Source organism: Mycolicibacterium gadium (genome assembly GCF_010728925.1).
Classification (GTDB): Bacteria; Actinomycetota; Actinomycetes; order Mycobacteriales; family Mycobacteriaceae; genus Mycobacterium; species Mycobacterium gadium.
Genome location: NZ_AP022608.1, coordinates 3,679,742 through 3,706,384, shown reverse-complemented (window position 1 = coordinate 3,706,384; position 26,643 = coordinate 3,679,742). Strand labels below are relative to the sequence as shown.

At 65.4% G+C, this 26,643-nt stretch carries 28 protein-coding genes; 16 read left to right on the top strand and 12 right to left on the bottom strand.

The annotated features are described in order from the left end of the window. Positions 1–169: 169 nt before the first annotated feature. From G6N36_RS18285 to G6N36_RS18270, 4 genes are read right to left on the bottom strand one after another with little or no spacing between them, the layout of a single operon-like run. Positions 170–814, bottom strand: coding sequence for a trimeric intracellular cation channel family protein (locus G6N36_RS18285; protein WP_163688331.1), 645 nt, complete (start codon positions 812–814; stop codon positions 170–172). A gap of 47 nt (positions 815–861) precedes the next feature. Further along, the gene (gene fadD17 / locus G6N36_RS18280; protein ID WP_163688330.1) at positions 862–2,382 is read right to left on the bottom strand and encodes a long-chain-fatty-acid--CoA ligase FadD17; all 1,521 of its coding nucleotides are present in this window, start codon (positions 2,380–2,382) and stop codon (positions 862–864) included. Next, positions 2,379–3,476 carry an acyl-CoA dehydrogenase family protein gene (locus G6N36_RS18275; protein WP_163688329.1) on the bottom strand — a complete coding sequence of 366 codons (1,098 nt, stop codon included), beginning with the start codon at positions 3,474–3,476 and terminating at the stop codon, positions 2,379–2,381. The genes fadD17 and G6N36_RS18275 overlap by 4 nt, the downstream gene beginning before the upstream one ends. Positions 3,477–3,489: 13 nt before the next feature. Then, positions 3,490–4,671 carry an acyl-CoA dehydrogenase family protein gene (locus G6N36_RS18270; RefSeq protein WP_163688328.1) on the bottom strand — a complete coding sequence of 394 codons (1,182 nt, stop codon included), beginning with the start codon at positions 4,669–4,671 and terminating at the stop codon, positions 3,490–3,492. A 161-nt stretch (positions 4,672–4,832) separates the two neighbouring features. Here G6N36_RS18270 and G6N36_RS18265 point away from each other — a divergent pair, with 161 nt between their 5' ends. The 12 genes from G6N36_RS18265 (at position 4,833) to G6N36_RS18210 (ending at position 16,708) form a co-directional block, all read left to right on the top strand. Next, on the top strand, positions 4,833–5,024 hold the full coding sequence (locus G6N36_RS18265) for a ferredoxin (RefSeq protein ID WP_015309489.1): 192 nt from the start codon (positions 4,833–4,835) through the stop codon (positions 5,022–5,024). Between the two features lie 12 nt (positions 5,025–5,036). Then, positions 5,037–5,957 (top strand): 3-oxoacyl-ACP reductase, encoded by a 921-nt coding sequence (locus tag G6N36_RS18260; protein ID WP_163688327.1) that lies wholly within the window; start codon positions 5,037–5,039, stop codon positions 5,955–5,957. A 266-nt stretch (positions 5,958–6,223) separates the two neighbouring features. Beyond that, positions 6,224–6,985, top strand: coding sequence for an MlaE family ABC transporter permease (locus G6N36_RS18255; RefSeq protein WP_083127371.1), 762 nt, complete (start codon positions 6,224–6,226; stop codon positions 6,983–6,985). Continuing rightward, positions 6,985–7,827 carry an MlaE family ABC transporter permease gene (locus G6N36_RS18250; protein WP_163688325.1) on the top strand — a complete coding sequence of 281 codons (843 nt, stop codon included), beginning with the start codon at positions 6,985–6,987 and terminating at the stop codon, positions 7,825–7,827. Before G6N36_RS18255 ends, G6N36_RS18250 begins: the two co-directional genes overlap by 1 nt. Positions 7,828–7,842: 15 nt before the next feature. Next, entirely contained in the window at positions 7,843–9,033 is a 1,191-nt protein-coding gene (locus G6N36_RS18245; protein ID WP_163688323.1) for an MCE family protein, read from the top strand. Beyond that, the gene (locus G6N36_RS18240) at positions 9,033–10,061 is read left to right on the top strand and encodes an MCE family protein (RefSeq protein WP_163688321.1); all 1,029 of its coding nucleotides are present in this window, start codon (positions 9,033–9,035) and stop codon (positions 10,059–10,061) included. Before G6N36_RS18245 ends, G6N36_RS18240 begins: the two co-directional genes overlap by 1 nt. Then, positions 10,054–11,100 carry an MCE family protein gene (locus tag G6N36_RS18235; protein ID WP_163688319.1) on the top strand — a complete coding sequence of 349 codons (1,047 nt, stop codon included), beginning with the start codon at positions 10,054–10,056 and terminating at the stop codon, positions 11,098–11,100. The genes G6N36_RS18240 and G6N36_RS18235 overlap by 8 nt, the downstream gene beginning before the upstream one ends. Continuing rightward, positions 11,097–12,524 carry a virulence factor Mce family protein gene (locus G6N36_RS18230; RefSeq protein WP_163688317.1) on the top strand — a complete coding sequence of 476 codons (1,428 nt, stop codon included), beginning with the start codon at positions 11,097–11,099 and terminating at the stop codon, positions 12,522–12,524. Before G6N36_RS18235 ends, G6N36_RS18230 begins: the two co-directional genes overlap by 4 nt. Further along, entirely contained in the window at positions 12,521–13,717 is a 1,197-nt protein-coding gene (locus G6N36_RS18225) for an MCE family protein (protein ID WP_163688315.1), read from the top strand. The genes G6N36_RS18230 and G6N36_RS18225 overlap by 4 nt, the downstream gene beginning before the upstream one ends. After that, a complete protein-coding gene (locus G6N36_RS18220) occupies positions 13,717–15,537 on the top strand; it encodes an MCE family protein (protein ID WP_163688313.1) in 1,821 nt (606 codons plus the stop codon). The genes G6N36_RS18225 and G6N36_RS18220 overlap by 1 nt, the downstream gene beginning before the upstream one ends. Next, entirely contained in the window at positions 15,537–16,232 is a 696-nt protein-coding gene (locus G6N36_RS18215; RefSeq protein WP_163688311.1) for an Rv1363c family protein, read from the top strand. The genes G6N36_RS18220 and G6N36_RS18215 overlap by 1 nt, the downstream gene beginning before the upstream one ends. After that, complete coding sequence (locus tag G6N36_RS18210; protein WP_163688309.1) at positions 16,232–16,708, top strand: mammalian cell entry protein; 477 nt, start codon at positions 16,232–16,234, stop codon at positions 16,706–16,708. Before G6N36_RS18215 ends, G6N36_RS18210 begins: the two co-directional genes overlap by 1 nt. Here G6N36_RS18210 and G6N36_RS18205 read toward each other — a convergent pair. The 5 genes from G6N36_RS18205 to G6N36_RS18190 all read right to left on the bottom strand — a co-directional run bounded on the left by G6N36_RS18205 (position 16,695) and on the right by G6N36_RS18190 (position 19,629). Next, on the bottom strand, positions 16,695–18,155 hold the full coding sequence (locus G6N36_RS18205; RefSeq protein ID WP_163688307.1) for an alpha,alpha-trehalose-phosphate synthase (UDP-forming): 1,461 nt from the start codon (positions 18,153–18,155) through the stop codon (positions 16,695–16,697). The two genes, G6N36_RS18210 and G6N36_RS18205, sit on opposite strands and share 14 nt — an antisense overlap. After that, a complete protein-coding gene (locus tag G6N36_RS29425; protein WP_170311127.1) occupies positions 18,156–18,320 on the bottom strand; it encodes a hypothetical protein in 165 nt (54 codons plus the stop codon). It abuts the gene before it with no gap. A 52-nt stretch (positions 18,321–18,372) separates the two neighbouring features. After that, complete coding sequence (locus G6N36_RS18200) at positions 18,373–18,744, bottom strand: hypothetical protein (protein ID WP_163690746.1); 372 nt, start codon at positions 18,742–18,744, stop codon at positions 18,373–18,375. Between the two features lie 100 nt (positions 18,745–18,844). Beyond that, a complete protein-coding gene (locus G6N36_RS18195; RefSeq protein ID WP_163688305.1) occupies positions 18,845–19,201 on the bottom strand; it encodes an intersectin-EH binding protein Ibp1 in 357 nt (118 codons plus the stop codon). Positions 19,202–19,269: 68 nt separating this feature from the next. Further along, positions 19,270–19,629 (bottom strand): intersectin-EH binding protein Ibp1, encoded by a 360-nt coding sequence (locus G6N36_RS18190; RefSeq protein ID WP_163688303.1) that lies wholly within the window; start codon positions 19,627–19,629, stop codon positions 19,270–19,272. Positions 19,630–19,873: 244 nt separating this feature from the next. Here G6N36_RS18190 and G6N36_RS18185 point away from each other — a divergent pair, with 244 nt between their 5' ends. Beyond that, a complete protein-coding gene (locus tag G6N36_RS18185) occupies positions 19,874–20,797 on the top strand; it encodes an enoyl-CoA hydratase (RefSeq protein WP_163688301.1) in 924 nt (307 codons plus the stop codon). 45 nt (positions 20,798–20,842) lie between these two features. Beyond that, complete coding sequence (locus tag G6N36_RS18180) at positions 20,843–21,679, top strand: SDR family oxidoreductase (protein ID WP_163688299.1); 837 nt, start codon at positions 20,843–20,845, stop codon at positions 21,677–21,679. Between the two features lie 12 nt (positions 21,680–21,691). On the opposite strand, the gene G6N36_RS18175 is transcribed toward G6N36_RS18180, so the two are convergent. Genes G6N36_RS18175 through G6N36_RS18165 form a run of 3 tightly spaced genes read right to left on the bottom strand, consistent with a single transcriptional unit; the run spans position 21,692 to position 24,986 of the window. Next, positions 21,692–22,576: an NAD(P)-dependent oxidoreductase gene (locus G6N36_RS18175; RefSeq protein ID WP_163688297.1), complete on the bottom strand. Its 885-nt coding sequence runs from the start codon at positions 22,574–22,576 to the stop codon at positions 21,692–21,694. Positions 22,577–22,623: 47 nt separating this feature from the next. Beyond that, complete coding sequence (locus G6N36_RS18170; protein ID WP_163688294.1) at positions 22,624–23,745, bottom strand: XdhC family protein; 1,122 nt, start codon at positions 23,743–23,745, stop codon at positions 22,624–22,626. A 20-nt stretch (positions 23,746–23,765) separates the two neighbouring features. Beyond that, on the bottom strand, positions 23,766–24,986 hold the full coding sequence (locus G6N36_RS18165) for a cytochrome P450 (protein ID WP_163688292.1): 1,221 nt from the start codon (positions 24,984–24,986) through the stop codon (positions 23,766–23,768). Positions 24,987–25,136: 150 nt separating this feature from the next. Between G6N36_RS18165 and G6N36_RS18160 the strand changes: the two genes are divergently transcribed. Continuing rightward, positions 25,137–25,757 (top strand): M15 family metallopeptidase, encoded by a 621-nt coding sequence (locus tag G6N36_RS18160; protein WP_163690745.1) that lies wholly within the window; start codon positions 25,137–25,139, stop codon positions 25,755–25,757. Positions 25,758–25,773: 16 nt separating this feature from the next. Then, a complete protein-coding gene (locus tag G6N36_RS18155; protein WP_163688290.1) occupies positions 25,774–26,643 on the top strand; it encodes a DKNYY domain-containing protein in 870 nt (289 codons plus the stop codon).

The following is a 26,643-nucleotide window of genomic DNA, read 5'->3' as shown; positions in this document are numbered from 1 at the left end:
GATGTGAAAGCCGGCAAACCGAAGTCGGGGCGTGTCCGATTTGTTCACGACCTCTCGCGGTGGCCCGACATAGCGTCAGGGCCACCGAGATTCGTCTGACATCAATTGTCTGTCAGGTTTTCACAGCTCGCCGGACTTCTACCGGCTGCCCGAGGATTCCGCAACGCAATTACCGGCAGTCTGCGGGACCACCGCGGCCAGGCGGCTGAGGTGCGTGCAAGTCGAACCGCATGCCGACCACGCGAATCGCGAAGCACACCAGAGCCGCGCCGAGTGCGGCAAGGGTCCCCTGATAGCCAAAGCTGTTCGCCGCGGCCGCGCAGCCCGCGCCGATCAGGGCGGGTATGGCGTACAGCTCGCTACGAAGGACCGTAGGAATTCGACCGATCATCACGTCGCGGATCGTGCCGCCCCCGACGGCGGTGATCGCTCCGACGATGACCGCCTGCGCCACACCGAATCCCATATCAAGAGCCTTGTATGCACCGAGCACCGCGAAGACGCTCAGTCCGATCGCATCGAGAACGTTGATGGTCTCGGCAAGACGGTCGAGGAATCGGCTCAGCGCAAAAGCGATCACCCCGCCTGCCGCGGCGACAGCCAAGTAGCGCCAGTCGACGAACGTGGCAGGCGGCAAGGCATCGAGCAGGATGTCACGGATGGTGCCGCCGCCAAGGCCGGTGAACATCCCAAGAGCGAGGACACCGACGATGTCCAACCGCGCGGCGCGCACCGCGGTCAGTGCGCCGTTGAGCGCGAACGCAAACGTACCGATGAGATCGAGGATCAACCACAACGGCGATTCAGCCAACATGACAGAGGTATACCGCGTCCGAGCTACCGTCGTCGCGACATCAATTCTCAGCGTGGAACGGGATACACCGGATCGTCGCAGTCGGTCCCTTCGGCCTGCAGTCGGCGTTTGATCACCTTGAACGTCTCGGTGCGGGGTAGGTCGGTACCGACTCGCACATACGACGGCCACTGCTTGGGGCCGAGGTCGGATTGATCGGCGAGGAATTCGCGGAACTGTTCCGGATCGAACGACGCGCCGTCGGTCAGCACCACCGCCGCCATGATTTGGTCGCCGACATCGGGCGCGGGGATTCCGTACACCGCCACTTCGACGACGTCGGGATGGCGCAGTAGCACCCGCTCGATCGGCGCCGAGCCGAGGTTCTCACCGTCGACGCGCATCCAGTCACCAAGTCGGCCGGCGAAGTACGCGTAGCCGTTCTCGTCGCAGTAGGCCAGATCGCCACTGTGGTATGCCCCGCCGCGCATCCGTTGGGCGTCGGCGTCCGGATCGTTGTAGTAGCCCTCGAAACGCCCAGCGTTGGATGTGTTCACCAACTCGCCCGTGACGCCGGGCGGGCAGGGCTCCCCGGTCTCGACGTCGAGAATTTCGGTGCCTGCGGGCAGCGGGCCGAGCGACCCCGGCGGGGTGTCCGGTGTGCGGCCGATCGCGATACCGCCCTCGGTCGAACCGAACCCGTCCATCACCAGGGTGTTGAACCGGCTGGCGAACCTCTCGACGTCGGCGGGTGCGCCCTCGTTGCCGTAGACGGCGCGCAGCGGATTGTCGGCATCGTCGGGTTGTTCGGGAGTGGCGAGCACATACGACAGCGGCTTGCCCACGTAGTTGGCGTACGTGGCACCGAACCGGCGGACATCGGGCAAAAATTGCGACGCGGAGAACTTGCGCCGCAACGCAAGTGAGCTTTGCGAAGCCAAGGCCACGGCCCAGCCGACCAGCACCGCGTTCGAGTGGAACAACGGCATCGACACGTAGCAGACGTCCCGGGACCCGAGCTCGAATCGCTCCGTCATCATCTGACCCGCGATGGCGACCTTGCCCTGGCTGCACTTGACCGCCTTGGGGTCCCCGCTGGTGCCCGACGTATAGATCAGCATGAACAGATCACCGGGGTCGGCGTCGTAGGCGACGACGGGTTCGTCGGAGTAGCGCGCTACCTCGGCTGCCCACTGCGGTGAGTCGACGTCGATGTGCTCGATATCGCCGACGACGGCCGCCGATGCCGAATCCGCAAGCACCACCTGGCAATCCGCGTGCGTGACGTCGCGCTGCAGCGCCGCGCCACGGCGCACCGGGTTCAACCCCACCGGCACGATCCCGGTGAGCCCCGCCGCCATCAGAACCGACGAGAAGAACGGGGTGTTCTGCAGCAGCACGCCGACATGCGGCGGCCGCTCAGGATCCATGCGCGCGCGCAGCGCGGCCGCCACCGCAGCACCGTTGGCGATGTGCTCACGCCACGTGGTGAACGTGTCCTCGAAGTAGACCCCGCGGTCGTCGACGTCGACCAGCGGTGCGATCAGCGAGGTTACGGTGGGAAGCTCGCTTCCCGTCGCCGGGTTCAAGCCGGGGTGTCGGCCAGTTCGCGACCGATGCGCAGCAGCTGCCCGGTGGCCCCGCCGACCGCGAACTCGGTCTGCTTGGCCGCCAGGAAGTACCTGTGCACCGGGTGGTCGGTGTCGATCCCGACGCCGCCGTGCACGTGCACCGTGGTGTGGGCGACCCGATGGCCGGCCTCGGCCGCCCAGAACGCCGCCGTATTCACCTCGACATCGGCGGGCAGATTTTCGGACAGCCGCCATGCCGCCTGCGTCACCGTGAGGCGCAGCGCCTTGACGTCGATGTAGCCATCGGCCAGCCGTGACGAGACGGCCTGGAAGCTGCCGATCGGCCGCTCGAACTGCTCACGCTCGCGGGCGTATTCGGCCGTGAGCTCGAGTGCACGCTCCACCACACCGAGCTGAAAAGCGCTGCGGCCCAACGTGCCGTGTGTGGTCAGCCAGGCGAGTACCTCGTCGCCGCCGACGACGCGGTCGGCGCTCAACTCGACACCGCGGAGTTCCAGATGGCCGACGCTGCCGTGTCCGGTGGTGCTCAGCGACTCGACCGTGACACCGGAATCGGCGGCGGCGACCACGAAGACCCTGGTGCCGGAATCGGTTTCGGCGGGCACGAGGAACGCGTCGGCAACCGGGCCGTAGCTGACCTGGGTGCGGCTGCCGGTCAACCGGAATCCGTCGCCGTTCGCACTCGCCTGGACCGGGCCCTCGCCCATCTCACCGTCGAGCGCGACGGACAGGACCTTCTGCCCGTTGACGGCGGGCACCGCCCACTCCTGCTGCAGCGCTTCGGACCCGAACGTCGCCAGCGCGCCCGCGGCCAGCACCGCCGATTCCAGATACGGAACGGCGGCCATCTGCCTACCCAGCGCGACCAGCACCGCGACCTGCTCCAGCACACCGAACCCGCCACCGCCCAGGGATTCCGGCGCAGCGGTGGACAAGATGTCGGCTTCGATCAGCTTGCTCCACAGCGTCTTGTCGAAGCGTTCGTCGAGACCGTCGAGTTCGCGTTGGCGTTCCGGCGTGCTGACCGATTCGGTGATGGTGCGCGCCAGACCTCCGAGATCCTCGGATGCCTCAGTTGTCTTGAAGTCCATGTCGTCTCAGTCCTTACCGGTTGACCCTGGGCAGGCCGAGCGCGACCATGCCGATGATGTCGCGCTGGATCTCGTTCGTGCCGCCACCGAAAGTGAGGATCAGGCACGAGCGGTGCATGCGTTCGATGCGGCCCCGCAGCAGGGCCCCGGGGGTGTTCGTGCGCAATGTCGCGGCGGTGCCGAGCACCTCCATCAGCAGTCGGTAGGCCTCGGTGGCCAATTCGGTGCCGTACACCTTCGCGGCCGACGCGTCAGCCGGTGACGGGGCGGCATCCGTGGAGGAGGCGAGCTCCCAGTTGATGAGCTTGAGTACTTCGGCTTTGGCGTGCACCCGGGCCAGGTTCAGCTGAACCCATTCGGAGTCGATCACACGCCTGCCATGGGCGTCCTTGGTGTTCTGCGCCCATTCGCGGACACCGTCGAGCGCCGAGAAGATCGGCTGCGCGGAAACCAGTGCGACGCGCTCGTGGTTGAGCTGATTGGTGACCAGCTTCCACCCCGCGTTCTCCTCGCCGACGAGGCTGGAAACCGGCACCCGCACGTCCTGGTAGTAGGTGGCGCTGGTGTCGACGCCGGCCATGGTGTGCACCGGCGTCCACGAGAAGCCCTCGGCCGTCGTCGGCACGATGAGCATCGAGATGCCGCGGTGCTTCTTGGCCTCCGGGTTGGTGCGCACCGCGAGCCACACGTAGTCGGCGTAGGCGATCAGGCTGGTCCACATCTTCTGACCGTTGATGACGTAGTCGTCGCCGTCGCGTACCGCCGTGGTCCGCAGCGCGGCCAGGTCGGTACCGGCGCCCGGCTCGGAGTATCCGATCGCGAAGTGCAGTTCTCCGGCGGCGATCTTGGGCAGGAAGAACTTCTTCTGCTCGTCGCTGCCGAAGTGCATGATCGTCGGCGCGACGCTGTTGATGGTCAGGAATGGCACCGGGACGTTCGCGATAGCGGCCTCGTCATTGAAGATCAGCCCGTCCATCGGCGGACGCGCCTGGCCGCCGTACTCCTTGGGCCACGAGAGCGTCAGCCACCCGTCCTTGCCCATTTGGGCGACGGTGTCGCGATAGACGTTGCCCCGCCCCATCTCTCCGTCGCTGGAGGCCAGCGCTTCGGCGCGCTCGGGGGTCATCAGCTTGGTGAAGTACGCCCGTAGCTCGCGGCGCAACTCCTCCTGCTCTGGGGTGTAGCCGATCCGCATCGCCTTGTCCTAACTTCTGTAGAGCACCGGTAATTAAGTGCACCAGACTGGAACCGAAGTCCAGCCCGACTTCACTCCCGGTTGTAACACGTTCTAGTCTTGGGGTCCAGGCCGGTGCCACACTGGCTGCTCGAAGCAGCCCCGAGCGCAAGGAGTGCATCATGCGAGTGGAAGTGGACCGTGACCGTTGCGAAGGCAACGCCGTATGCGTTGGAATTGCCCCCGACCTGTTCGATCTCGACGACGAGGATTACGCGGTCGTCAAGGCCGATCCGGTGCCCGCCGACCAGGAGGACCTGGCGGAGCAATCGATCGCCGAGTGCCCTCGAGCAGCCCTGATCCGCAGAGACTAGAGGTATTCATAAATGACTGCAGATGCGACTGATCTTTCCGGCCTCGTCGCCGTGGTGACCGGTGCGGCCGCCGGGCTGGGCCGGGCCGAGGCCATCGGTCTCGCGCGAGCCGGCGCCACCGTCGTCGTCAACGACATCGCAGGTGCGTTGGATGGCTCCGACGTGGTCGACGAGATCGTCGCCGCCGGTTCCAAGGCAGTCGCGGTCGCCGGTGACATCAGCGAGCGGTCGACGGCCGACGAGCTGGTGTCCACCGCCGACGGCCTCGGCGGTCTGAGCATCGTCGTCAACAATGCGGGCATCACGCGCGACCGCATGCTGTTCAACATGACCGATGAGGACTGGGATGCGGTCATCGCCGTCCATCTGCGGGGTCACTTCCTGCTGACCCGCAACGCAGCCACGTATTGGCGCGCGAAAGCCAAGTCGGCCGGAGCAGATGGGGCCGGCCGCGTCTACGGCCGCGTCATCAATACGTCGTCGGAGGCCGGCCTGGTCGGGCCGGTCGGGCAGGCCAACTACGGCGCTGCGAAGGCGGGCATCACCGCGCTGACGCTGACGATGGCGCGGGCCCTGGATCGCTACGGCGTGCGGGCCAACGCGATCGCGCCCCGCGCCCGCACCGCGATGACCGCCGAGGTGTTCGGCGAGGCGCCGGAACTGACCGAGGGGCAGATCGACTCGCTGTCGCCCGAGCATGTCGTCACGTTGGTGCAATTTCTGGCATCGCCCGCTGCGGAAGGCGTCAACGGACAGCTCTTCATCGTTTACGGTCCTACGGTGACGCTTGTTGCGGCGCCAACGGTCGAAGCTCAGTTCAGCGCGCTGGGTGACGCCTGGAAACCAGCGGATCTGTCAATTACCCTGCGCGACTACTTTGCTGAGCGCGGCTCGGATGCGAATTTCGCGGCGACCGACATTATGAATTCATAAGCTCGATAATCTGGGCCGACCTCGACTTGGGAGACTAGAACACGTTCTAACATGGCGTGTGTCACACCTGCTTTGACCAGCATGTTTATAACAATTTGTACCTTTTTTCCGGTTCTTTGACACTGTGAACTTGTTCTAGTTAGTATGATCCGGCTCACTAAGAGCAGCGCTTAAACCGCGGGTGTGAAGCAAGCGTCGGCTACGTTATTCGAAGTCTTCGCCACGCGAGCCCTCCATCCGCCACCGCAGAGAAACGGAGCCCGAGGTTGATCGAACAGCTCGCGGCACCGACTCGGGCCGTGGGCGGTTTCTTCGAAATGTCGATGGACACCTTCGTCAAGATATTTCGACGCCCCTTTCAGTTCCGCGAGTATCTCGACCAGACGTGGATGATCGCGCGTGTTGCGCTCATCCCGACCCTGTTGATCTCGATCCCGTTCACAGTGCTGGTCGCGTTCACCCTCAACATCCTCTTGCGCGAGATCGGCGCGGCGGACCTGTCCGGCTCCGGTACCGCGTTCGGCACGGTGACGCAGCTGGGCCCGATCTCGACCGTGCTCGTGATCGCCGGCGCCGGCGCCACCGCGATCTGCGCCGACCTGGGTGCCCGCACCATCCGTGAAGAGATCGATGCGATGCGAGTGCTCGGCATCGACCCCATTCAGCGCCTTGTGGTTCCGCGTGTGCTGGCCTCGACCACCGTCGCCCTGCTGCTCAACGGCTTGGTGATCGCGATCGGTCTCACCGGCGGTTACGTGTTCTCCGTGCTGCTGCAGGGGGTGAACCCCGGTGCGTTCATCAACGGTCTGACGATCCTGACCGGCTTGGGCGAGTTGGTGATCTCCGAAGTCAAGGCCCTTTTGTTCGGTGTGATGGCAGGCCTCGTCGGCTGCTACCGCGGCCTGACCGTCAAGGGTGGACCCAAGGGCGTCGGAGAGGCCGTCAACGAGACCGTGATCTATGCGTTCATCTGCCTGTTCGTCATCAACGTTCTGATGACCGCAATCGGCGTTCGGGTGCTCGGCTGATGAGCTACGACGTGACGCTGAAGATGCGGCGGGCACTCGGATGGCTTCCCAGGGCGGTCGACACGTTCGGCGAGCAGGCGTTGTTCTACGCCGAGTCGGTCCGGTACATGCCGAACGCGGTGCGGCGCTACGGCAAGGAAACGACCCGGCTGATCGCGGAGATGACGCTCGGCACCGGCGCGCTGGTCCTCATCGGCGGCACGGTCGGCGTCGCGGCGTTCCTCACCCTGGCCTCCGGCGGTGTCATCGCCGTACAGGGCTACGAATCGCTGGGCAACATCGGCATCGAGGCACTCACCGGCTTCCTCTCGGCGTACCTCAACGTGCGCATCGTGGCGCCGATCATCGCCGGCATCGCGCTCGCGGCCACTATCGGTGCGGGCACCACGGCCCAACTGGGGGCCATGCGCATCTCCGAGGAGATCGACGCCGTCGAATCGATGGCCGTGCACTCGATGTCCTATCTGGTGTCCACCCGCATCGTCGCCGGACTCATCGCGATCATTCCGCTGTACTCGCTCGCTGTCTTGGCCGCGTTCTTCTCAGCCCGCACCATCACGGTCTTCGTCAACGGACAGTCCGGCGGGCTGTACGACCATTACTTCAATACCTTCCTGATCCCCACCGATCTGCTGTGGTCGTTCGCTCAGGCAATCGTGATGGCGGTCGCGGTGATGTTGGTCCATACCTACTACGGCTACAACGCATCCGGCGGACCCGTCGGCGTCGGCGTCGCCGTGGGTAAGGCTGTCCGGACCTCGCTGATCGTCGTCGTCATCATCACCTTGTTCATCTCCCTGGCCGTGTACGGTGCCACCGGAAACTTCAACCTCTCGGGGTAAGGGGAAAGAGAGACCATGTCGAGGACAGCCGCGATCAGGGTCGCCGCCGTAGTGCTGGCGGCGATCATCGTGGCGTTCTCGGTGTTCACCTACCTGTCCTACTCCGCAGCCTTCACGCCGACCGAGAGCGTGGTCGTCACCTCTCAACGTGCCGGTTTGGTGATGGACCGCGACGCCAAAGTCAAGTACCGCGGGATCCAGATCGGCAAGGTCGAGGACATCTCGTACACCGGTAATGAAGCAAAGTTGACTCTGACGATCAACAAGGGCGAACTGCGCTACGTCCCGTCGAACGCGCCAGTGCGGATCGCCAGCACCACGGTTTTCGGCGCGAAATCGGTGGAATTCCTTGCGCCGGAACAACCCTCGGGTACGCCGTTGCGGGCCGGGGCCGTCGTCGCGGCCAAGGACGTCCAGCTCGAAGCGAACACGTTGTTCCAGACGCTGATCGACGTACTGGACAAGATCAATCCCATCCATCTGAACGCGACGATGTCGGCGCTCGCGGAGGGCCTGCGTGGTCATGGTGAGGATATCGGCGTCAGCACGGCCGGGCTGAATCAGTACCTCACGCAACTGAATCCGAAGCTGCCGCAGGTCGAGGCGATTCTCGCGCAGACAAACACGGTGGCCAACGTCTACGGCGATGCCGGCCCCGACCTGGTGACCGTCATCAAGAACGTGCCGACCATCAGCCAGACGGTCGTCGATCAGCAGGAGAACCTGAACGCCACGTTGCTCGCGACGATCGGCCTGGCGAACGAGGGCGCCGACACCCTCGAGCCTGGCGCCGACGATTACATCGCGGCGATCCAGCGACTGCGGGCGCCGTTGAAGGTGCTCCACGACTATTCGCCCGTCCTCGGTTGCATCGTCCAGGGTGTCGCGAAAGGCCGCCAGCGGGGTGCTGACATCCTGGGCGGCTACAAGCCCGGCGCCATGGTCAGTTCCAGCTTCGTGTTGGGAGTGCCGTCATACACGTATCCGGAGAGCCTGCCGATCGTGAATGCGACGGGTGGCCCGAATTGCCGTGGCTTGCCGAACCTTCCGAGCATGCAGTTCGGTGGCTCGTACTTCCGGTCGCCGTTCCTGGTCACCGACAACGCGCTCATTCCGTATGAGCCGTTCACCGAGGTACAGGTCGACGCTCCGAGTACATTCCAGTTCCTCTTCAATGGCGCGTTCGCAGAACGGGACGACTTCTGATGAAGGGAATCCTGACGAAGGTGGGCATCTTCGTGGTGGCGATGCTGTTGGTCTCCGCCGGGTTGATAGTGATCTTCGGCGAGTTCCGCTTCGCGTCGACCACCAGCTACCACGCCACGTTCGCCGACGCCTCGCGACTCGAGGGCGGTAATGACGTACGGATCGCAGGCGTTCCGGTCGGCACCGTCGAAGGCGTCAAGCTGAACCCCGACAACACCGTCGACGTGGCGTTCACGCTCGACAAGAAGTATCAGTTGTATACGTCGACCCGAGCCGTGATCCGGTACGAGAACCTGGTCGGCGATCGCTTCATGGAGATCACCTCGGGCCCGGGTGAACTGAAGAAGCTGCCTAGGGGCGGCACCATCTCGAAAGAGAACACGCAGCCGGCCCTTGACCTGGATGCACTGCTCGGCGGTCTGCGACCGGTGGTCAAAGGCCTCGACGGCGATCAGGTCAATCAGATCAGCAATGCGATCATCGAGCTGCTGCAGGGCCAGGGTGGTGCGCTGTCTCAACTGCTTTCGGAGACAGGAACGTTCAGCCAGACGCTGGGTGATCGTTACCAAGTGATCTCGGAGGTGATCCAGAACCTCAACCAAGTGTTGGGGACCATCGACTCCAAGAGCGCCGAATTCAATGCCAGCGTGGACGAGTTGCAGAAGCTCGTCACGGGGCTCGCGGAGGGCCGGGACCCCATCGCCGGCGCGATTCCGCCGCTGGCCTCGGCCGAGTCGAATCTGACGGAGATGCTGGCCAACTCGCGACGACCCGTACAGGGCGTCCTCGAGAACCTTCGCCCGCTGGCCACCGAGTTCGACAACCGCAAGTCCGAGGTAAACGCGGTCATCGAACCTCTCGCCGAGAACTATCTGCGACTCAATTCTCTTGGGGCGTACGGGTCGTACTTCAACTACTACATCTGCGCGACAACGCTCAAGTTCAACGGACCAGCAGGTAGCGACATCCTGCTCCCGATCGGTGGCGTGCCGGACCTCTCGAAGGGCAGGTGCTCCGAGAATGGATAAGACGCTACGGGCGGGCATCTTCGGAATCGCGGTGCTGGCGATGGTGGTCGTCGTCGCATTCGGCTACAGCAGCCTCCCGTTCTTTCCGCAGGGCAAGCCCTACGAGGCCTACTTCGCCGACGCCGGCGGCATCTCGCCGGGCAATGACGTCAACATCTCCGGCATCACGGTCGGCAAAGTGACGGACGTCGCCCTCGCCGGAGAGTTCGCGAAGGTGAATTTCACCGTCGACCGTGATATCCGGCTGGGTGACCAGACGCTCGTGTCGATCCGCACGGACACAGTGCTCGGCGAGAGGTCGCTCGGTGTCACTCCAGCGGGCGGCGGATCGGTGACCTCGATCCCGGTGGCCCGCACGACAGTTCCGTACACCTTGAACCAGGCGCTGCAGGATCTCGGTCAGAATGCGGCCGCGGTCGACCAGGAGCAGCTGACCCAGGCGCTGGGGGTGCTCACCGATTCGTTCCGCGACGCAACGCCCGAGCTGCGCCGCACGCTCGACGGGGTTGCGGAATTATCCCAAAGCATCAACGCCAACGACGAGGCGTTGGGCCAGCTGTTGACGCGTGCGAAGTCGGTGACCCAGACACTCGCCGACCGGGCCGGTCAGGTGAACCAACTCGTCACCGACGGCAACCAGTTGTTCGCCGCGCTCGATGAGCGACGTGCCGCGCTGAGCACCTTGATCGCGGGCATCGACGATGTGTCCGAGCAGCTCTCGGGTTTTGTGAACGACAACCGTCGCGAATTCGGACCGGCCCTGAGGAAACTGAACCTGGTGATGGACAACCTGCTCGAACGCCGGGACCACATCAGCGAGGCGCTGAGGCGTCTGCCGCCGTACGCCACCGCACTCGGCGAGTCGGTCGGTTCCGGTTCGGGCTTCATGGTGAACCTGCCCAACGCGATTCCGAACAGCACGCAGGAAGGCTTGCTGCTGGACCTCTACTTCCAGCCGGGCAAGATTCCTGACAGCCTCTCTGACCTCCTGCGCGGGTTCATCAACGAGCGCCTGATCATCAAGCCGAAGTCGCCATGAGCCGGCTCGTGCGTCTCGGAATCATCGGCGCCCTGGTGGTGGCGCTGATCGGTGGGCTTTACGTGATCTGGCCGCGCGTCACCACGTACAAAGTTGTCGGCTACTTCGCCTCGGCTGCCGGCGTGTACCCGGGCGACGAAGTACGCGTCGTCGGCGTTCCGGTCGGCAAGATCGAATCGATCACGCCACAGGCCGATGCCGTCAAGATCACCATGCGGGTCAACAACGACGTCAAGATCCCTGCCGATGCCCGCGCGGTGATCATGTCACCGAATATCGTTGCCGCCCGGTTCGTTCAGCTCACGCCGGTCTACCAGGGCGGCGCGGAGATGCAGGACGGTGCCACCATCGAGTTGAACCGCACCGCCGTGCCGGTGGAGTGGGACGACGTCAAGACCGAGCTGACGAGGCTGAGCCAGCAGCTCGGGCCGTCGACGGGCCAGGTTCAGGGACCGTTGAGCGAGTTCGTCAATCAGGCCGCCGATACGTTCGACGGCAATGGGGATTCGTTCCGGAACGCCCTGCGCGAACTGTCACAGACCGCGGGACGGTTAGGTGACTCGAGCACCGACCTGTTCGGCACGATCAAGAATCTCCAGATCCTCGTCGACGCGCTGTCGAAGAGCAACGAGCAAATCGTCCAATTCAGTGGGCATTTGGCGTCGGTCTCTCAGGTCCTGGCGGACAGCACGGTGGGACTCGACAGCACGCTGGGCAGCCTCAACCAGGCCCTGTCGGACGTCCGCGGCTTCCTCGACGAGAACAACGAGACGCTGGTCAACAGCATCACCAGGCTGACCGACTTCACCAGCATCCTCACGAACCAGACCGACGACGTCGAGCAGATCCTGCACGTCCTGCCTAACGCGATGGCGAACTTCTACAACATCTACAACCCGGCCCAGGGCACCGCCAACGGTCTGCTGGGCCTGCCGGAGTTCCAGAATCCGGTGCAGTTCATCTGCGGCAACTTCGACGGTGCGGGCATGCCCGACTACGACAAGCGGGCCGAGATCTGCCGCCAGCGGATGGCCCCGGTGCTGAAGCGCCTCGCCATGAACTTCCCGCCGTTCATGGAGCACGGGATCAACACGATCACCGCCTACAAGGGTCAGGTCATCTACGACACCCCGGCGACCGAAGCCAAGGCCAAGACGTACATCCCGTACTTGGAATGGGTTCCGGCCGATGGTCGGTTCCCGCCGCGGCAGGGCGATCCAGGAGATCCCAGCGCGTTGCTACTGCCGCAGCCCGCGGTGCCGGGCCCGCCCCCGCCCGCGCAGCCGTACACGCTCGGTCCGGTGATACTCCCGCCAGGTCCAGCGCCCGCGCCCGGTCCGGTTCCGGGTGCGCCGCCCGCGCCGATTCCGCCCGGTCCGCTTCCCGCCGAGGCCGGCGGCGTCCCGCATGGAGGTGGACAGTGATACGCAAGCCAGTGCGCCGCAAAGCGGGTCGCGCGGCCACCCGGTCGCTGGCCATCGGCGCCGGCGCAGTGCTGCTCGCCGGCTGCCAATTCGGCGGGCTGAACTCGCTCGACATGCCCGGCACCGCCGGGCACGGCAAAGGCTCGTTCGTCATCACGGTGGAAGTGCCCGACGTGGCGACGCTGCCGCAGAACTCGCCGGTGCTGGTTGACGACGTGACGGTCGGCAGCGTTTCGGGAATCGAGGCCGTTCAGCGTCCCGACGGCAGCTTCTACGCGGCGGTGAAACTGTCACTGGACGAAAACGTCAAGTTGCCGCAGAACTCGACGGTGCGCGTCGGGCAGACCTCGCTATTGGGTTCGCAGCACATTGCGCTGGCCCCGCCGATCGACCAGGAGCCGGTCGGCCAGCTGCGTGAGGGCGCCCAGATTCCGCTGAGTGACGGCAGCCGCGCTCCGACGACGGAGGAAGTGCTGTCCGCGTTGGGGACGGTCGTCAACAAGGGCAATCTCGGTGCGCTGCAAGACATCACGCAGGAGCTCTACACCGCGGTGGCCGGCCGTGAAGGGCAGTTCGCCGGTCTGATCCCGCGGCTCGCCGAACTGGCATCGTCGCTGAATCGTCAGACCGACGACATCATCGCGACGGCCGAGGGCCTCAACCGATTCGCCGGTGTCCTCGCGCGTAACAAGGATGATCTGGGTCGGGCGCTGGACACTCTGCCGGGAGCGTTGCGGGTGTTGAACGAGAACCGCGGCCATATCGTCGATGCGTTCGCCGGCCTGCAGCGTCTCGGCACGGTGGCGTCGCGCATCCTGTCCGAGACCCAGCAAGACTTCACACAGGACATGATTGCGGTGTACTCGGTGATCAAGCCGCTCAACGACAATCGTGCGGATATGGTTTCCGGCCTCGACAGCCTGGCGACGTTCCCGTTCCCCGGCAAGAACCTGTCCAAGGTTGCGAGAGGCGACTACTTCAACATCTTCGCCACATTTGATCTGACGATCCGCCGGCTCGGCGAGACCATCTTCACCACGTCGTTCTTCGACCCGAACATGAAGCGCCTCGCAGAAGTCGTCAGCCCGCCGGAATTTCTCACCGGGGAGATGGCGAATCTGTCAGGGCAGGCCGCTGATCCGTTCGCCATCCCGGCAGGCACCGCGTCGGGCCAGGAGGTGCCAGCGGAGTAATGTACAGCCGAACTACACGAATTCAGTTGTGGGTCTTCGCCGTTGTGACGGTGCTGGCCGTCGGTGCGATCGCTCTGCTGTATGTGCGCGTCCCCGCCCGACTGGGCATCGGCACGTACGAGGTCACCGCGAATTTCGTGGCCGGTGGCGGACTGTACGAGAACGCCAACGTCACCTACCGCGGCGTGCAGGCAGGCCGGGTCGAGTCGGTCAGGCTGACCAATGACGGTGTCGCGGCGCGCATGCGGATCAACAGCAGCATCAAGATTCCGGAGAACTCCACCGCCACCGTCAAGAGCGTGTCGGCGGTCGGCGAGCAATACGTGGATTTCGTTCCGCCCGCTGATCCCTCGCAGGCGCTGCTGCGCAACGGCGCAACCATTCCCAAGGATCGGACGGCGATCCCGCAGGATGTCGCCGAGCTGTTGCAAGAGGCCGACAACCTGGTGACCAGCCTTGACAACACTCGCCTCCAGGACCTGCTGCGTGAGACGTTCGCGGCGTTCAACGGCTCCGGGCCCGAGCTCGCGCGACTGCTCTCCTCGGCGCGGACGCTGATCGACGAGGCCAACGCGAGCTGGCCGCAGACCTCGATGCTGATCGATCAGGCGGGGCCGTTCCTGGACGCGCAGATCCAGAGCGGCGACGATATCCGGTCGTTCTCCGAAGGCCTTGCGCGTCTCACCACTGAAGTGGCGGACGCCGACCCCCAGGTGCGTGACCTGCTCGCCACTGCGCCGGGAGCCGCGGCCGAGGCCAGCGAGACGTTCTCGGGCATCCGTCCGTCGTTCCCGGTGCTCGCCGCCAACCTGGCCAACTTCGGCCGCGTCGGCGTCATCTATCACAAGTCGATCGAACAGGCGCTGGTCATCTTCCCCGCGCTGCAGGCGTCGCTTATGACGATCGGCGGTCAGCTTCCCGTGAGCGAGGGCGGTAAGCAGGACTTCAAGATCTCGATCAACGACCCGCCGCCGTGCACCACCGGCTTCCTGCCGGGCGCCGACATCCGCACACCCGGTGACACGACCATTCGCGATCTGCCGACGGACTTGTACTGCAAGATCCCGCAGAATGATCCGACCGTGGTGCGTGGCGCGAGGAACTACCCGTGCCAGGAGTTCCCCGGTAAGCGGGCCCCGACGATCCAGTTGTGCCGCGACCCGGCCGGCTACGTGCCACTGGGCAACAACCCATGGCGCGGTCCGCCGGTGCCGATAGGCACGCCGTCGGACATCATGGAGGACGACACACCCGAGGATGGGCGAAATATCCTGCCGCCCAATAAGTTCCCGTATATTCCGCCGGAAGCTGATCCGGATCCGGGGTATCCCGTCGCGCCGGGCCTGCTGCCGCCTGACGTGCCGAGGGGTCCTGGACCGGCACCGCACCAGCCGTGGCCGTACATTCCGCCGCCGAACTCGGGACCGCCGCCGCCGCCGTACACCGCGTGGATTCCGCCGGCGCCGTATCCGAATGCGTGGCCGCCACCGGCGATCCCGCCGGGCTGGGCGACCAATCCGACGAATCCGCCGGACATCTTCGCCGGGCCCTATGGTCCGCCGCCACCGCCGCCGCCGGCGCCGCCGCCGCCGCCGGGACTGCCACCTGCGGCTGCGCCGCTCGCGGGATTGCCAGACGCAGCGCCGTCACCTGTGGGAACGCCACCTGCGGCCGGTGGGGCTGGCTACGGGACGTACGATCAGCACACAGGAGTCTTCGTTGACCCGGCCGGCGGTACGGGGGTGTACGCGCCCGGTGCCGCTGATCTGCGGCCAACTGAGAACTGGCTTGATCTGATGCTGTATCCGAAGCAGGTGTAATGACGTCCACCCCGACACCACCGGGGAAGCCCGTGCGCCGGCGCGCTTCCCGGCCGGCAGGTCCCACCGCCGGCAAGGCCCCGGAGGCCACCGCTGTAAGCGTTCCGACGGCTGAAGCGGTGGGTGCGACGACCGTTCGCAAGGTCGTCAAGCCCGTGGCCCCGCCTTCGCGCCGGTCGGCGCCCAGCCGGCTCGTGACGGTCGTAGCGTTGGCCTGCGGGCTTGTCGCGACCGCCATTGTGGGCGCCGCGGTGGCGGTGTTGATCGTTCAGCAGAACAACGCCGAAGAAGCGCAGGCGCGCAATCAGCGATTTGTCGACACCGCGACGCAGGTCGTGGTGAACATGTTCAGCTTCAAGCCGGACAGCATCGATGACAGCGTCGACCAGTTCTACAACAGCACCAGCGGCCCGCTGCGCGACATGTTCAGCCAGAACAACAATGTCGAGAATCTCAAGGCGATCTTCCGGCAGACCGGCGGCAGTTCCGAGACGGTGATCAACGGCGCCGCGCTGGAGAGCTTCGACGATGTCAGCAACAACGCAACGGTGTTGGTCTCGGCGAGGGTCACCGCCAGTGACATGAACGGCAACAACCGGCCGTCGCAGCCGTACCGGCTGCGCATCATCGTGCACGAGGATGACGACGGGCGGATGACGGCCTACGACCTCAATTACCCCAACGGCGGTAACTGATGCGCGGAATCGTCGCGCTGGTGGCTGTCGCGTTCGTGAGTCTCGCCGCGGTGGGTGGCGGGCTGTACTGGCAGCGGGTGGAGACACGTGGTGAGCAAGCGGCGCGCGCTGAACTCGGACCGCTTGCGCAGAAGCAGATTCCGAGTGTTTTCACCTACGATTACAAGACCGTCGAGCGTAACCTCACCGACGCGTCGAGCATGCTCACGCCCAGCTACCGCAAGGAGTTCGAGGACAGGGCGAACGCTGAGATCATTCCGCAGGCCCGGGCTCGAGAACTAGTGAGTCAAGCCAATGTGGTCGGCGTCGGAGTGCTGGACGCGCAGCGGGATTCGGCGGCGGTGATGGTCTACATCAACCGGACGGTTTCGGACAAGACGAACCGTGAGCAGCCGATCTATGACGGTGCGCGACTGCGCGTCGATTATCAGAAGATCGACGGCAAGTGGCTGATCGACTACATCACTCCGATTTAGCTTCGCGGGTGGCGGCCAGCGCTTCGAGGAACGACTGTGCCCACAGGTCGACGTCGTGTACGAGAACCTGGCGACGCATGGCTCTCATCCGTCGCCTGCCCTCCTCGGGTGTTTGGTTCAACGCCGCTTCGATGGCGTCCTTGACACCTTCGAGGTGGTGCGGGTTCGCCAGGTAGGCCTGGCGCAATTCGGCTGCGGCGCCGGTGAATTCGCTGAGGACCAGGGCGCCGCCCAGGTCGCTGCGGCAAGCGACGTACTCCTTGGCGACGAGGTTCATACCGTCGCGCAGTGGTGTCACGAGCATGACGTCGGCGGCGACGAAAAAGGCGATCAACTCGTCGCGAGGTATCGGTCGGTGCAGGTAGTGCACGATCGAATGTCCGACCTCGGCGTGTTCACCGTTGATGTGGCCGACCTGACGTTCGATGCTCTCGCGCATCGCGATGTAGCTCTCGACTCGCTCCCGGCTCGGCGTCGCGAGCTGAACCAGCACGGTGTCCTCACGATTCGCGCGGCCCTCGTCGAGCAACTCCGAGAACGCCTTGAGCCGGACGTCGATGCCTTTCGTGTAATCGAGCCGGTCCACGCCGAGCAAGATCTTTCGCGGATTGCCCAGCTCGCGGCGAATCTCCTTGGCCCGCTGACGGATCGGGCGTGTCCGCGCCTGCTGATCGAGAGCCGTCGAATCGATGGAGATCGGAAACGCGCCGACTTTGACGGTGCGCGAGCCGACTTCGATCTCGCCGAACCTGGAACGAACGCCGATGTTGGCGCGCGAGGTGTTGGCGCCCACGAGCCGACGAGCCAGGATCAGGAAGTTCTGCGCGCCTCCGGGCAGGTGGAAGCCGACGAGATCAGAGCCGAGCAGCCCCTCGATTATCTCGGTGCGCCAAGGCATCTGCATGAACAGCTCGACCGGCGGGAACGGGATGTGCAGAAAGAAGCCGATTGTCAGGTCGGGTCGCAGCTCCCGCAGCATCTTCGGAACGAGCTGCAGCTGATAGTCCTGGATCCACACCGTGGCGCCGGTGGCCGCCGCTTTCGCCGTCGCCTCCGCGAACCGGCGGTTGACGTCGACGTACCTGTCCCACCACTCACGGTGGTAAATCGGCTTGACGATGACGTCGTGATACAGGGGCCACAGCGCCGCATTGGAGAAGCCCTCGTAGTACTCGGCGATGTCCTCGGCGGACAAGCTGACCGGACAGAGCAGCATGTCGTCCTGCGCGATCGGCTCGTCGCCGGCGTCGGGTACGCCTGGCCAACCGATCCAGGCACCCCGACGGCGGCGCAGAAGTGGCTCCAGAGCTGTCACGAGGCCGCCGGGGGCTCGTTTCCAGGTCGTGGTGCCGTCCGGCAGCCGTTCCATGTCTATGGGCAGCCGGTTGGCGACCACGACGAAGTCGGAATCACCGGAGCTGACCTCCCGGTCACCCCCCCGACTCACTTACGCCTCGAGTTTCGAGGGTCCAATGCCGAGCATCGACAGGAAAACCCGGCACTCGTCGGCGTCGTTCGCATAAGCGGCAACGACGCGCCTGGCCTGGCGCGCAGTGCTGTCGGCAAGCGGTTCGACGTCGCCGAGTTCGGCGGGATCAGATTTCGCAGGCATACGACAACTCTAGGGGACGGTGTCATAGCCCCTGTTCGGAGGCTTCCGAAGGCTAGTTCGTCACCGTCGGACTGCTCCCGAAGACGGGTGCCGGAGGCGGCGTCACCGTCATAGCCTGCTGCTCCTCGGCGAGGCCGATGCACTGACCCGAGTTGTGTCCGGCGCACGGGATGCCCATGACTGTCGGGATGTCGGGATTCTGCGGGGTGGTCGAGTATGGCGAGGAGCCCGAGTTGGGAACCGTGTGGGGGACGCAGACGCCGGTGAACTGGTCGGACTCTTCACCGCCCGGGCAGCCTTGAGCGATGGGGGCGATATCGGTGGCCGGCACCGCGAGCGCGGAGATTGCGGGGGCCGCGGCAACTGCGACCGCAAAGCCACCGGCAAGGATCAGTCGTCGAGCTGAGAGCTGGAAGGTCGCCATCGTCACGCTTTCTCTAGTTAGACCGTGTCGTCGGCAAGATTCTATGGAAGCTGCCAACTTTCTGCACAGCTTCGGTGAGTTCCCTGGTTACAAGCCAGGGCTAGGTCACCGTAGGGCTGGCGCTGACCGTGGAACGCGGCGTGACATTCGGGATGAGCGCTTGATCCTCGGCCAGGCCGATGCACTGACCCGAGTTGTGCCCGATGCACGGAATGCCGTCGATCTCCGGCACATCCGGGTTGGCCGCGGTCGTGGTGTACGGGGATCCGGCGTTGGGCACCATGAAGGGCACGCAGGTGGTCGTGAACTGGTCGGGTTCCTCACCACCCGCGCATTGAGCCACGGGTATTCCGGGCTCGGGCGTCGAGTATGCGGCAACGACGGGCGCGGCTGCCGCCGCGACGACGAAGGCGCCGATCAGAAGGTGACGCCGGATCGCGAATGAGGAAGAGGCCATTCCGAGAGTCTAGTGATCGCGCCGTGATTCTGTGGATCTTCTGAGGGGTGAGGGAGCGCCCGCCGCGGTTAGGGGCTGGAGCTCACGCTGGTGTGCGGCTGAACCAGGGGAGTTTGGGCCTGCTGCTCTTCGGCGAGTCCGATGCACTGACCCGAATTGTGGCCAGCGCAGGGGATTCCGTCGATCGCGGGTAAGTCCGGATTACCCGGAATCGTCGAATACGGGGAGCCCGCGTTCGGCACGAGGTCTGGGGTGCACGTCGTGGTGTACAGGTCCTCGGATTCGCCGGAGGGACAAGCCGTTACCTCGGGCTTGCCGGCGGGCGCATCGTGGGTCGCCAACGCCGCCATCGCGGGTGCGGTGAGGGCTGCCGCCGCGAATCCGCCTACCAGAATGAGTCGTGATGCGGTGATCCGCTGAGTGGCCATCTCTCGCACTTCCTTCTAGTTTGCTGTACTGGTACAGCGCGCCGACGAAGTTGGACTGCGCGCGGCGTCGAATAGCTCAAGTGTACTCGTAAACAGGGGAATAGCGATGTGGGCGCATTGTCTGGAAGTTGGCGCTCATCTGACTGTGAATTCGCTGGGCGATGGCTGTGGCACCGCTGAGCGACCGCTTGACCGAGCACCGTAATGTGCAATCTGCCCAACTACGCGAACGAGGTGGTCGGCTGTGGCTAGCCCTGATGTGACACGTGCGGAACCGACCGGACAACAGGTCACCTACGAGACTCTGGACGAGGGGCGTATTGCGCGCATCTGGCTCAACCGGCCCGAAGCGCAGAACGCCCAGTCGCGAACTCTGCTGGTGCAACTGGACGAAGCCTTTGGCCGTGCGGAGGCGGATGACGAGATCCGGGTGGTTATTCTCGCCGCCCGCGGCAAGAACTTCTCGGCCGGACACGATCTCGGCTCGGAGGAGGCGATGCTGGAGCGTAAGCCCGGCCCCGGCCAGCATCCGACGTTCTCCATCAACGGAGCCACGAGGCCCGCCGTCGCTGAGAAGACGTACCTGCAGGAGTGGCACTACTTCTTCGAGAACACCCGCCGCTGGCGCGATTTACGCAAGATCACTATCGCGCAGGTGCAGGGCAACGCGATCTCGGCTGCCCTGATGCTGATCTGGGCGTGCGACCTGATCGTCGCCGCCGACGACGCGAAGTTCAGCGACGTCGTCGCCGTCAGGATGGGCATGCCGGGAGTGGAGTATTACGCGCACCCATGGGAATTCGGCGCGCGTAAGGCGAAAGAGCTTCTGTTGACCGGTGATTCGATCGACGCCGAAGAGGCTTACCGGCTGGGTATGGTATCGAAGGTCTTCCCGCGCTCCGAGCTCGAGGACAAGACGCTTGATTTCGCGAGACGCATCGCCGAGCGACCCACGATGGCGGCACTGTTGGTCAAGGATTCGGTCAATGCCGCGGCCGACGCGATGGGCTTCACCGAGGCGCTTCGGCATGCGTTTCACATCCACGAACTCGGGCACGCCCACTGGGCGGCTGCCAACGAGAACCGCTACCCGGTCGGACTGCCGCCGGACGTACCGGACTGGCGAACGTTGGGAGCGCCCAAGCCTGCGCGCTATGACGAGCCGTGACGTATAACTAGAACCTGTTCTAGTTGTCGGACGAAGGGGTCTGCAGTGCAACTGTCATTGACGGGGCAAACGGTTCTGGTCACCGGTGGTGGCAGTGGCATAGGTAAAGCGTGCGCCGCTGCGGTGGTCGCGTCCGGCGGCAAGGCGATGCTCGTCGGACGCAACGCGGACAGGCTTTCGGCCGCGGCCGACGAGATCAAGGCCCTGGGCGGACCCGGTGAGGTGCTGTACGAGCCCGCCGACGTCTCCAACGAGGACGAGGTCAGCCGCGTCGTGGAGGCGACGACCGCGTGGTCCGGCAGGTTGCAGGGTGTCGTGCACTGCGCCGGTGGCAGCGAGACGATCGGGCCGATCACGCAGATCGACTCCGAGGCGTGGCGACGCACCGTCGACCTGAACATCAACGGCACCATGTACGTGCTCAAGCACGCGGCGCGGGAGATGGTTCGCGGCGGTGGCGGATCCTTCATCGGTATCTCGTCGATCGCGGCGAGCAACACCCACCGGTGGTTCGGCGCCTACGGGGTCTCGAAGGCGGGCATCGACCACATGATGCAACTGGCGGCCGACGAGCTCGGTGCGTCCTGGGTACGGGTGAACTGCATCAGGCCGGGCCTCATCCGCACCGAACTCGTCGCGCCGGTTCTCGAGTCGCCCGAACTGAGCGCCGACTACGCGGACATCACGCCGCTGCCACGGCCCGGTGAGGTCGAGGACATCGCGAACTGTGCGGTGTTCCTGCTGAGCGACGCTGCGAGTTACATCACCGGCCAGGTGATCAACGTCGACGGTGGGGTGCTGGTGCGCCGTGGGCCCGATTACTCGGCGATGCTCGAGCCGCTCTTCGGGGCTGACGGCCTGCGCGGGGTCGTCGCGCAGTAGGTCGCCATCCGGTTACAACCGGCGAGCGCCCGCTTCCCACGAGGCGACCTTGCCCAGCGCGGACCAGTCGAGATGGGCGCCGCCATTGGCGAGCAGGGTGAGGAAGCGGTCGCGGATCAGGCTCGCCACCGGCAGCGGCACCTCCAAAGACTCGCCCGCGGCGAGCACCAGCCGGACGTCCTTCAAGCCCAGTGAGGCGGCGAAGCCTGCCGGTTCGAACTCCTCGCGCGCCAGCAGTCCTCCGTACGTCTTGTAGACCGGTGCGTCGAAGAGCGTCGACGTCAGCACCTCGAGGTAGTCCTGCTTGTCGACGCCGGCCTTTTCCACCAGCGCCATCGACTCGGCGAGCGACTCGATCACCGACGCGATGAGGAAGTTCCCGCTCAGCTTGACGAGGTTCGCGGCCGTCGGCTGTTCCGCCACGACGAACGTCCGCTGACCGATCGCATCGAATATCGGCGAAAGTGCTTGCACCGCAGCGGGTTCACCGGCCGCCACCACGAACAGCTTGGCCGCTTCCGCGGCCTCGGGACGCCCGAACACCGGCGCCGCCACGAACCGCTGGCCCGCCGCGGCATGGGCGTCCGTCAGCCGTTCCGCCAGCGCGAGGCTGATCGTGCTCGACGAGACATGAGTCGCGCCGGCCGAAAGCGTCGCGAGAATGCCTTCCTCGCCGAACGTGACCGTCTCCACCGCAACGTCGTTGGCCAGCATCGTGATCACCACGTCGCCCCCGCACGCCTCGGCCACGGTCCGCGCCGCGCCGGCGCCCTGCTCGACCAGCGCGGCGACCTTGTCCTGCGAGCGGTTGTACGCCGTCACCTCATGCCCGGCCGCCAGCAGGTTGGTCGCCATGCCCGCGCCCATGTTTCCCAGTCCTATGAACCCGATTTTCATGACATCCACATTGCCGGGTCTTGCTGGGAGGCGCCTACGGCCGCCCCTCACCGGTCGTGGTGGATTCGTCCATCCGTATCTGCGAGCCTCAGACCCCCGCCGCCCCACCGTCGCGCGATGATCTCCGCGGCGATCGATACCGCCGTCTCCTCCGGTGTGCGTGCACCCAGATCGAGGCCGATCGGGCTCGACAGCTTGCCCAACTCCAGATCTGAGATGCCGGCCTCGCGCAGGCGGGCGATCCGATCGTCGTGGGTGCGGCGCGAGCCCATCACGCCGATGAAGCCGACCTGCGGCAGTCGCAGCGCGCCGTGGAGGACGGGGACGTCGAACTTGGCGTCATGGGTGAGCACGCAGATCGCGGTGCGGTCATCGATCAAGTCCTTGGCCGCCTGTCCGGCGAGATAGCGGTGCGGCCAGTCGACGACGACCTCGTCGGCCCCCGGAAACCGCGCCGGTGTCGCGAACACCGGCCGCGCATCGCACACCGTCACCCGATAACCCAGGAACGAAGCCTGCGTGACAAGCGCCGACGCGAAATCGGTCGCACCGAATATCAGCATCCGGGGACGCGGGGCATGGCTGGCGACGAACACTTCCATACCGGACTCCTGCCGCTGCCCGTCGGCGCCGTAGGACAGCACCGTCGACCGCCCGGCCGCCAGCAACCCCCGCGCGTCGTCGATGATCGCGGCGTCGGCCCGATGCGATCCCAGCGAGCCGTCGACGCCGTGCTGTCCGACGACGATCCTGCGCCCCACCCGCCGTGGGTCCGGGTGGGCGATAACCGTGGCCACGGCAGTCGGACGATGTGCCGCGATGTCGTCGGCAATCGTCTCCAGTTGCGGGAAGGTGCTGCGCGATACCGGCTCGGCGAAGATGTCGACGATCCCCCCGCAGGTCAGCCCGACCGTGAACGCATCGTCGTCGCTCACGTCATAGCGTTGGAACCGGGCCTGGCCGGACGCGACGACATCGTTGGCCAGTTCGTAGACAGCCGCCTCGACGCAGCCTCCGGATACCGAGCCGGCCACCGTCCCGTCGGGGGCGACGAACATCGTCGCTCCGGGCTGCCGCGGCGCCGACCGGATCGTATGAACGACGGTGGCGACGCCCGCCGTGCCACCGGTCCGCCACACCGAAAGCAAATCGTCGAGGACGTCGCGCACCGTCGAAGTGTAAGCCCGAATCAGCGGCGCTCGTCGAACTCGATCGGCAACACCGCGGGACCGGTGATGCCCACCAACGGCTTCCACACCGCGGGCGCCGTTCGCCGCACGTTGGTCATCCGCTGGGTCATCACCACCAGCGCCTCGGCAAGCTCGCGTCGTGCCAGATTCGCGCCGAGGCAGTAATGCGCACCCGCGCCGAACGTCTGCATGGGGGCTGCACCTGCACGCGTGATGTCGAGGCGATGCGGATCGTCGAACACCTCGGGGTCGCGATTGCCCGCGGCCGTGTTCACCATGACGAAGGTACCGGCCCGGATCGTCACGCCCCCGAACTCGACGTCCTCGATCGTCATCCGCATCGCGCCGAAGACGACGGGGTTGAAGCGCACCAGCTCCTCCACCGCGGTCATCGCCAGCTCCGGCCGTTCGGCGAGCAACTCCCATTGATCGGGGTGATCGCACAGCGTGTCCACCGCTGCCGCGAGCTGATTTCGGGTGGTGTCGGTGCCCGCCATCAGGATGCCCGCCGCGAGCATGCGCAGCTCGGGTGTCGTCAGCCGGTCTCCGTCGTCCTCGGCGCGGATCAGATCCGAGATCAGATCGTCGGTCAGCGAGTTGCGGCGTTCTGCGACCATGGCGTCGATGTAGTCGTCGAGCTCCGCCCAGGCCTGCAGAATCAGCTGCTCGTGCTCGGCCACGTTCCAGGTGAACAGCTTGAAGAAGTCATCGGCCCACTCGGAGAACAGCTTCGCGTCCTCGCTCGGCGCGCCGAGTAGCTCCGCGATCACCGGGACGGGGTAGGGCCGGGCGATGTCCGCAACGATCTCGCTCTTGCCCATGGGCAGCAGCGGTTCGACCAGCCGCGTGATGATGTCGGTGATCACTGTGTCGAGGCGGCCCACCGCCCGCGGTGTGAAGGCTTTGGACACCAGACGGCGCAGCCGATCGTGGTCGGGTCCATTGATGCTCAAGATGGTCGAGACCGCGCGATCCCAGATGGGGCCCGACGTGATGCCCTGCGTCTCGAGGCCAAGGCCTTCCGGCACGCACATGCGGTGATCGCGAAGCGCGGCGCGGGCCAGGTCGTAACTCAGAATCTCGGGGCCGTGCGCCCCCATCACGACCGGCCCCTGGCTCAGGGCGATAGCCAGTCGGCGGTGCGCTTCTCCAGGGTCGGGTGCGGTTTCGTAGTCGACTGTCGGCAGGTCGACGATGGTGGGTTCAAGCGCGATGGTCATGAGGGCCTCCCCGGCGTTTGAAAGGACACCTCGATAGTCGATCCGGGGCGGGGAAGCGGACTAGCGTAGGCGACTACCCCAGCCAGAGATCCCCAGCGCAGAGTGAGGTCACGAGTGCGACAGGTCATTGCAGGTCTGCTCGTCGCGGGCATGGTGGCGTGGGGTGTGCCCGGCGTCGCGTCGGCGGCCCCCGACATCCCGCCGGTTTCGGATGCGGCGCGCGCCGCCGGACTGGTCGACGTCCGGACCGTCGTGCCCGACGCCGTCATCGACCTGCGCTACGCGACGTCGAACAACTTCGTCGGGGTGGCGATGTATCCGGCCGACGCACGGTGCCTTGTCGCTCAGTCCATGGCCGACGGCCTCAGGACCGCCGCCGGCATCCTGCGGGCCGACGGCGATGTCCTCGTTTTCTGGGACTGCTATCGGCCGCACGCGGTGCAAGTCCAGATGTACGAGGTGGTATCTGAGCCCGGCTGGGTCAGCAAGCCCGGACCCTATGCCCGTAGCCACGAGGCGGGACTGTCGGTCGACGTGACGCTGGCACATGACGGCGCGCTCGTGGACATGGGAACCGGCTTCGACGAGTTCACGCCTCGCGCTCATGCGTACGCCACCGAGGGTGTCAGCCCGGCGGCACAGGCGAACCGGACCCGGCTGCGCGACGCGATGGCCGCCGGCGGGTTCACCGTCTACGAGGGCGAATGGTGGCATTTCGACGCACCCGGCGCGTACGCCAACCACCCGATTCTCGATGTTCCTGTGAATTAGGTGATTTGATTCCTCGGTGCGCAGATTGATTGCGGCGGTGTCGCTGGTCGCGGTCGCGCTTGTGCCGGCATGTAGCCGGGATGCCCCGCCCAGTTCGCTGTTCAATGCCGGCGGTTACCACGTGCGCGGCGAGAAGGTCTACTACCTGCATTCGTTCCCGGGCGACGCGTTCGAGATCGACGGCGCCGACGCCACGTCGTTCCACGTGTTCGATCACACATATGCCCGCGACAAGTCGACCGTGTACGTCGACGGGCGCGCGCTGCCCGGCGCGGACGCATCGAGTTTCGAACTCCTCGACCGCCCCGGCTTCGCGAAGGACGCCAGCCACGTCTATCAACGCGACCGTCGGGTGAGCGACGATCCGGCTCACTTCGAACTGCTCGACGGAGGTCTGTCCAAAGACAGCACCGCGGTGTACTGGAGCGGCGGAGAGGTGCTCTCCGATGACCCCACGCATTTCACGATCATCTCGAACACCGACCACTACCTGTTCACCAAGGATGCCCGGACCGTCCACGTCAACGGCAATCCGATCGACGGTGCCGACCCTGCGACATTCGCCGTGTTTAAGGGCGCCTATGCACGGGACAGCGGACGGGTCTACTACTTCACCGACCAGATCGCCGGCGCGGATATGGCGTCGTTCCGGGTCTTCGAGGGCCCGTATGCCGCCGACGCCGCGCGGGTCTTTTGGATGGGCGAACCCATCGAGGACGCGGACCCGCAGACGTTCCGGGTACTCAACGCCGATTTCGAGTGTTCGGCCGATGCGCGCCGCGCCTACTACCGTGATTCCGTTGTCACACAAGCAGATCCGTCGACCTTCCCGCCCGATCGGTCCGTTACCCGATGTGACGAGACCTCGATTTCCTTCGCGGAGTAG

Coding starts and splice junctions, on each gene's coding strand:
- G6N36_RS18285 (WP_163688331.1), bottom strand. CDS start 814: ATGTTGGCTGAATCGCCGTTGTGGTTGATCCTCGATCTCATCGGTACG.
- G6N36_RS18275 (WP_163688329.1), bottom strand. CDS start 3,476: ATGGACTTCAAGACAACTGAGGCATCCGAGGATCTCGGAGGTCTGGCG.
- G6N36_RS18270 (WP_163688328.1), bottom strand. CDS start 4,671: ATGCGGATCGGCTACACCCCAGAGCAGGAGGAGTTGCGCCGCGAGCTA.
- G6N36_RS18265 (WP_015309489.1), top strand. CDS start 4,833: ATGCGAGTGGAAGTGGACCGTGACCGTTGCGAAGGCAACGCCGTATGC.
- G6N36_RS18260 (WP_163688327.1), top strand. CDS start 5,037: ATGACTGCAGATGCGACTGATCTTTCCGGCCTCGTCGCCGTGGTGACC.
- G6N36_RS18250 (WP_163688325.1), top strand. CDS start 6,985: ATGAGCTACGACGTGACGCTGAAGATGCGGCGGGCACTCGGATGGCTT.
- G6N36_RS18245 (WP_163688323.1), top strand. CDS start 7,843: ATGTCGAGGACAGCCGCGATCAGGGTCGCCGCCGTAGTGCTGGCGGCG.
- G6N36_RS18240 (WP_163688321.1), top strand. CDS start 9,033: ATGAAGGGAATCCTGACGAAGGTGGGCATCTTCGTGGTGGCGATGCTG.
- G6N36_RS18235 (WP_163688319.1), top strand. CDS start 10,054: ATGGATAAGACGCTACGGGCGGGCATCTTCGGAATCGCGGTGCTGGCG.
- G6N36_RS18230 (WP_163688317.1), top strand. CDS start 11,097: ATGAGCCGGCTCGTGCGTCTCGGAATCATCGGCGCCCTGGTGGTGGCG.
- G6N36_RS18220 (WP_163688313.1), top strand. CDS start 13,717: ATGTACAGCCGAACTACACGAATTCAGTTGTGGGTCTTCGCCGTTGTG.
- G6N36_RS18215 (WP_163688311.1), top strand. CDS start 15,537: ATGACGTCCACCCCGACACCACCGGGGAAGCCCGTGCGCCGGCGCGCT.
- G6N36_RS18210 (WP_163688309.1), top strand. CDS start 16,232: ATGCGCGGAATCGTCGCGCTGGTGGCTGTCGCGTTCGTGAGTCTCGCC.
- G6N36_RS29425 (WP_170311127.1), bottom strand. CDS start 18,320: ATGCCTGCGAAATCTGATCCCGCCGAACTCGGCGACGTCGAACCGCTT.
- G6N36_RS18200 (WP_163690746.1), bottom strand. CDS start 18,744: ATGGCGACCTTCCAGCTCTCAGCTCGACGACTGATCCTTGCCGGTGGC.
- G6N36_RS18195 (WP_163688305.1), bottom strand. CDS start 19,201: ATGGCCTCTTCCTCATTCGCGATCCGGCGTCACCTTCTGATCGGCGCC.
- G6N36_RS18190 (WP_163688303.1), bottom strand. CDS start 19,629: ATGGCCACTCAGCGGATCACCGCATCACGACTCATTCTGGTAGGCGGA.
- G6N36_RS18175 (WP_163688297.1), bottom strand. CDS start 22,576: ATGAAAATCGGGTTCATAGGACTGGGAAACATGGGCGCGGGCATGGCG.
- G6N36_RS18165 (WP_163688292.1), bottom strand. CDS start 24,986: ATGACCATCGCGCTTGAACCCACCATCGTCGACCTGCCGACAGTCGAC.
- G6N36_RS18160 (WP_163690745.1), top strand. CDS start 25,137: ATGGTGGCGTGGGGTGTGCCCGGCGTCGCGTCGGCGGCCCCCGACATC.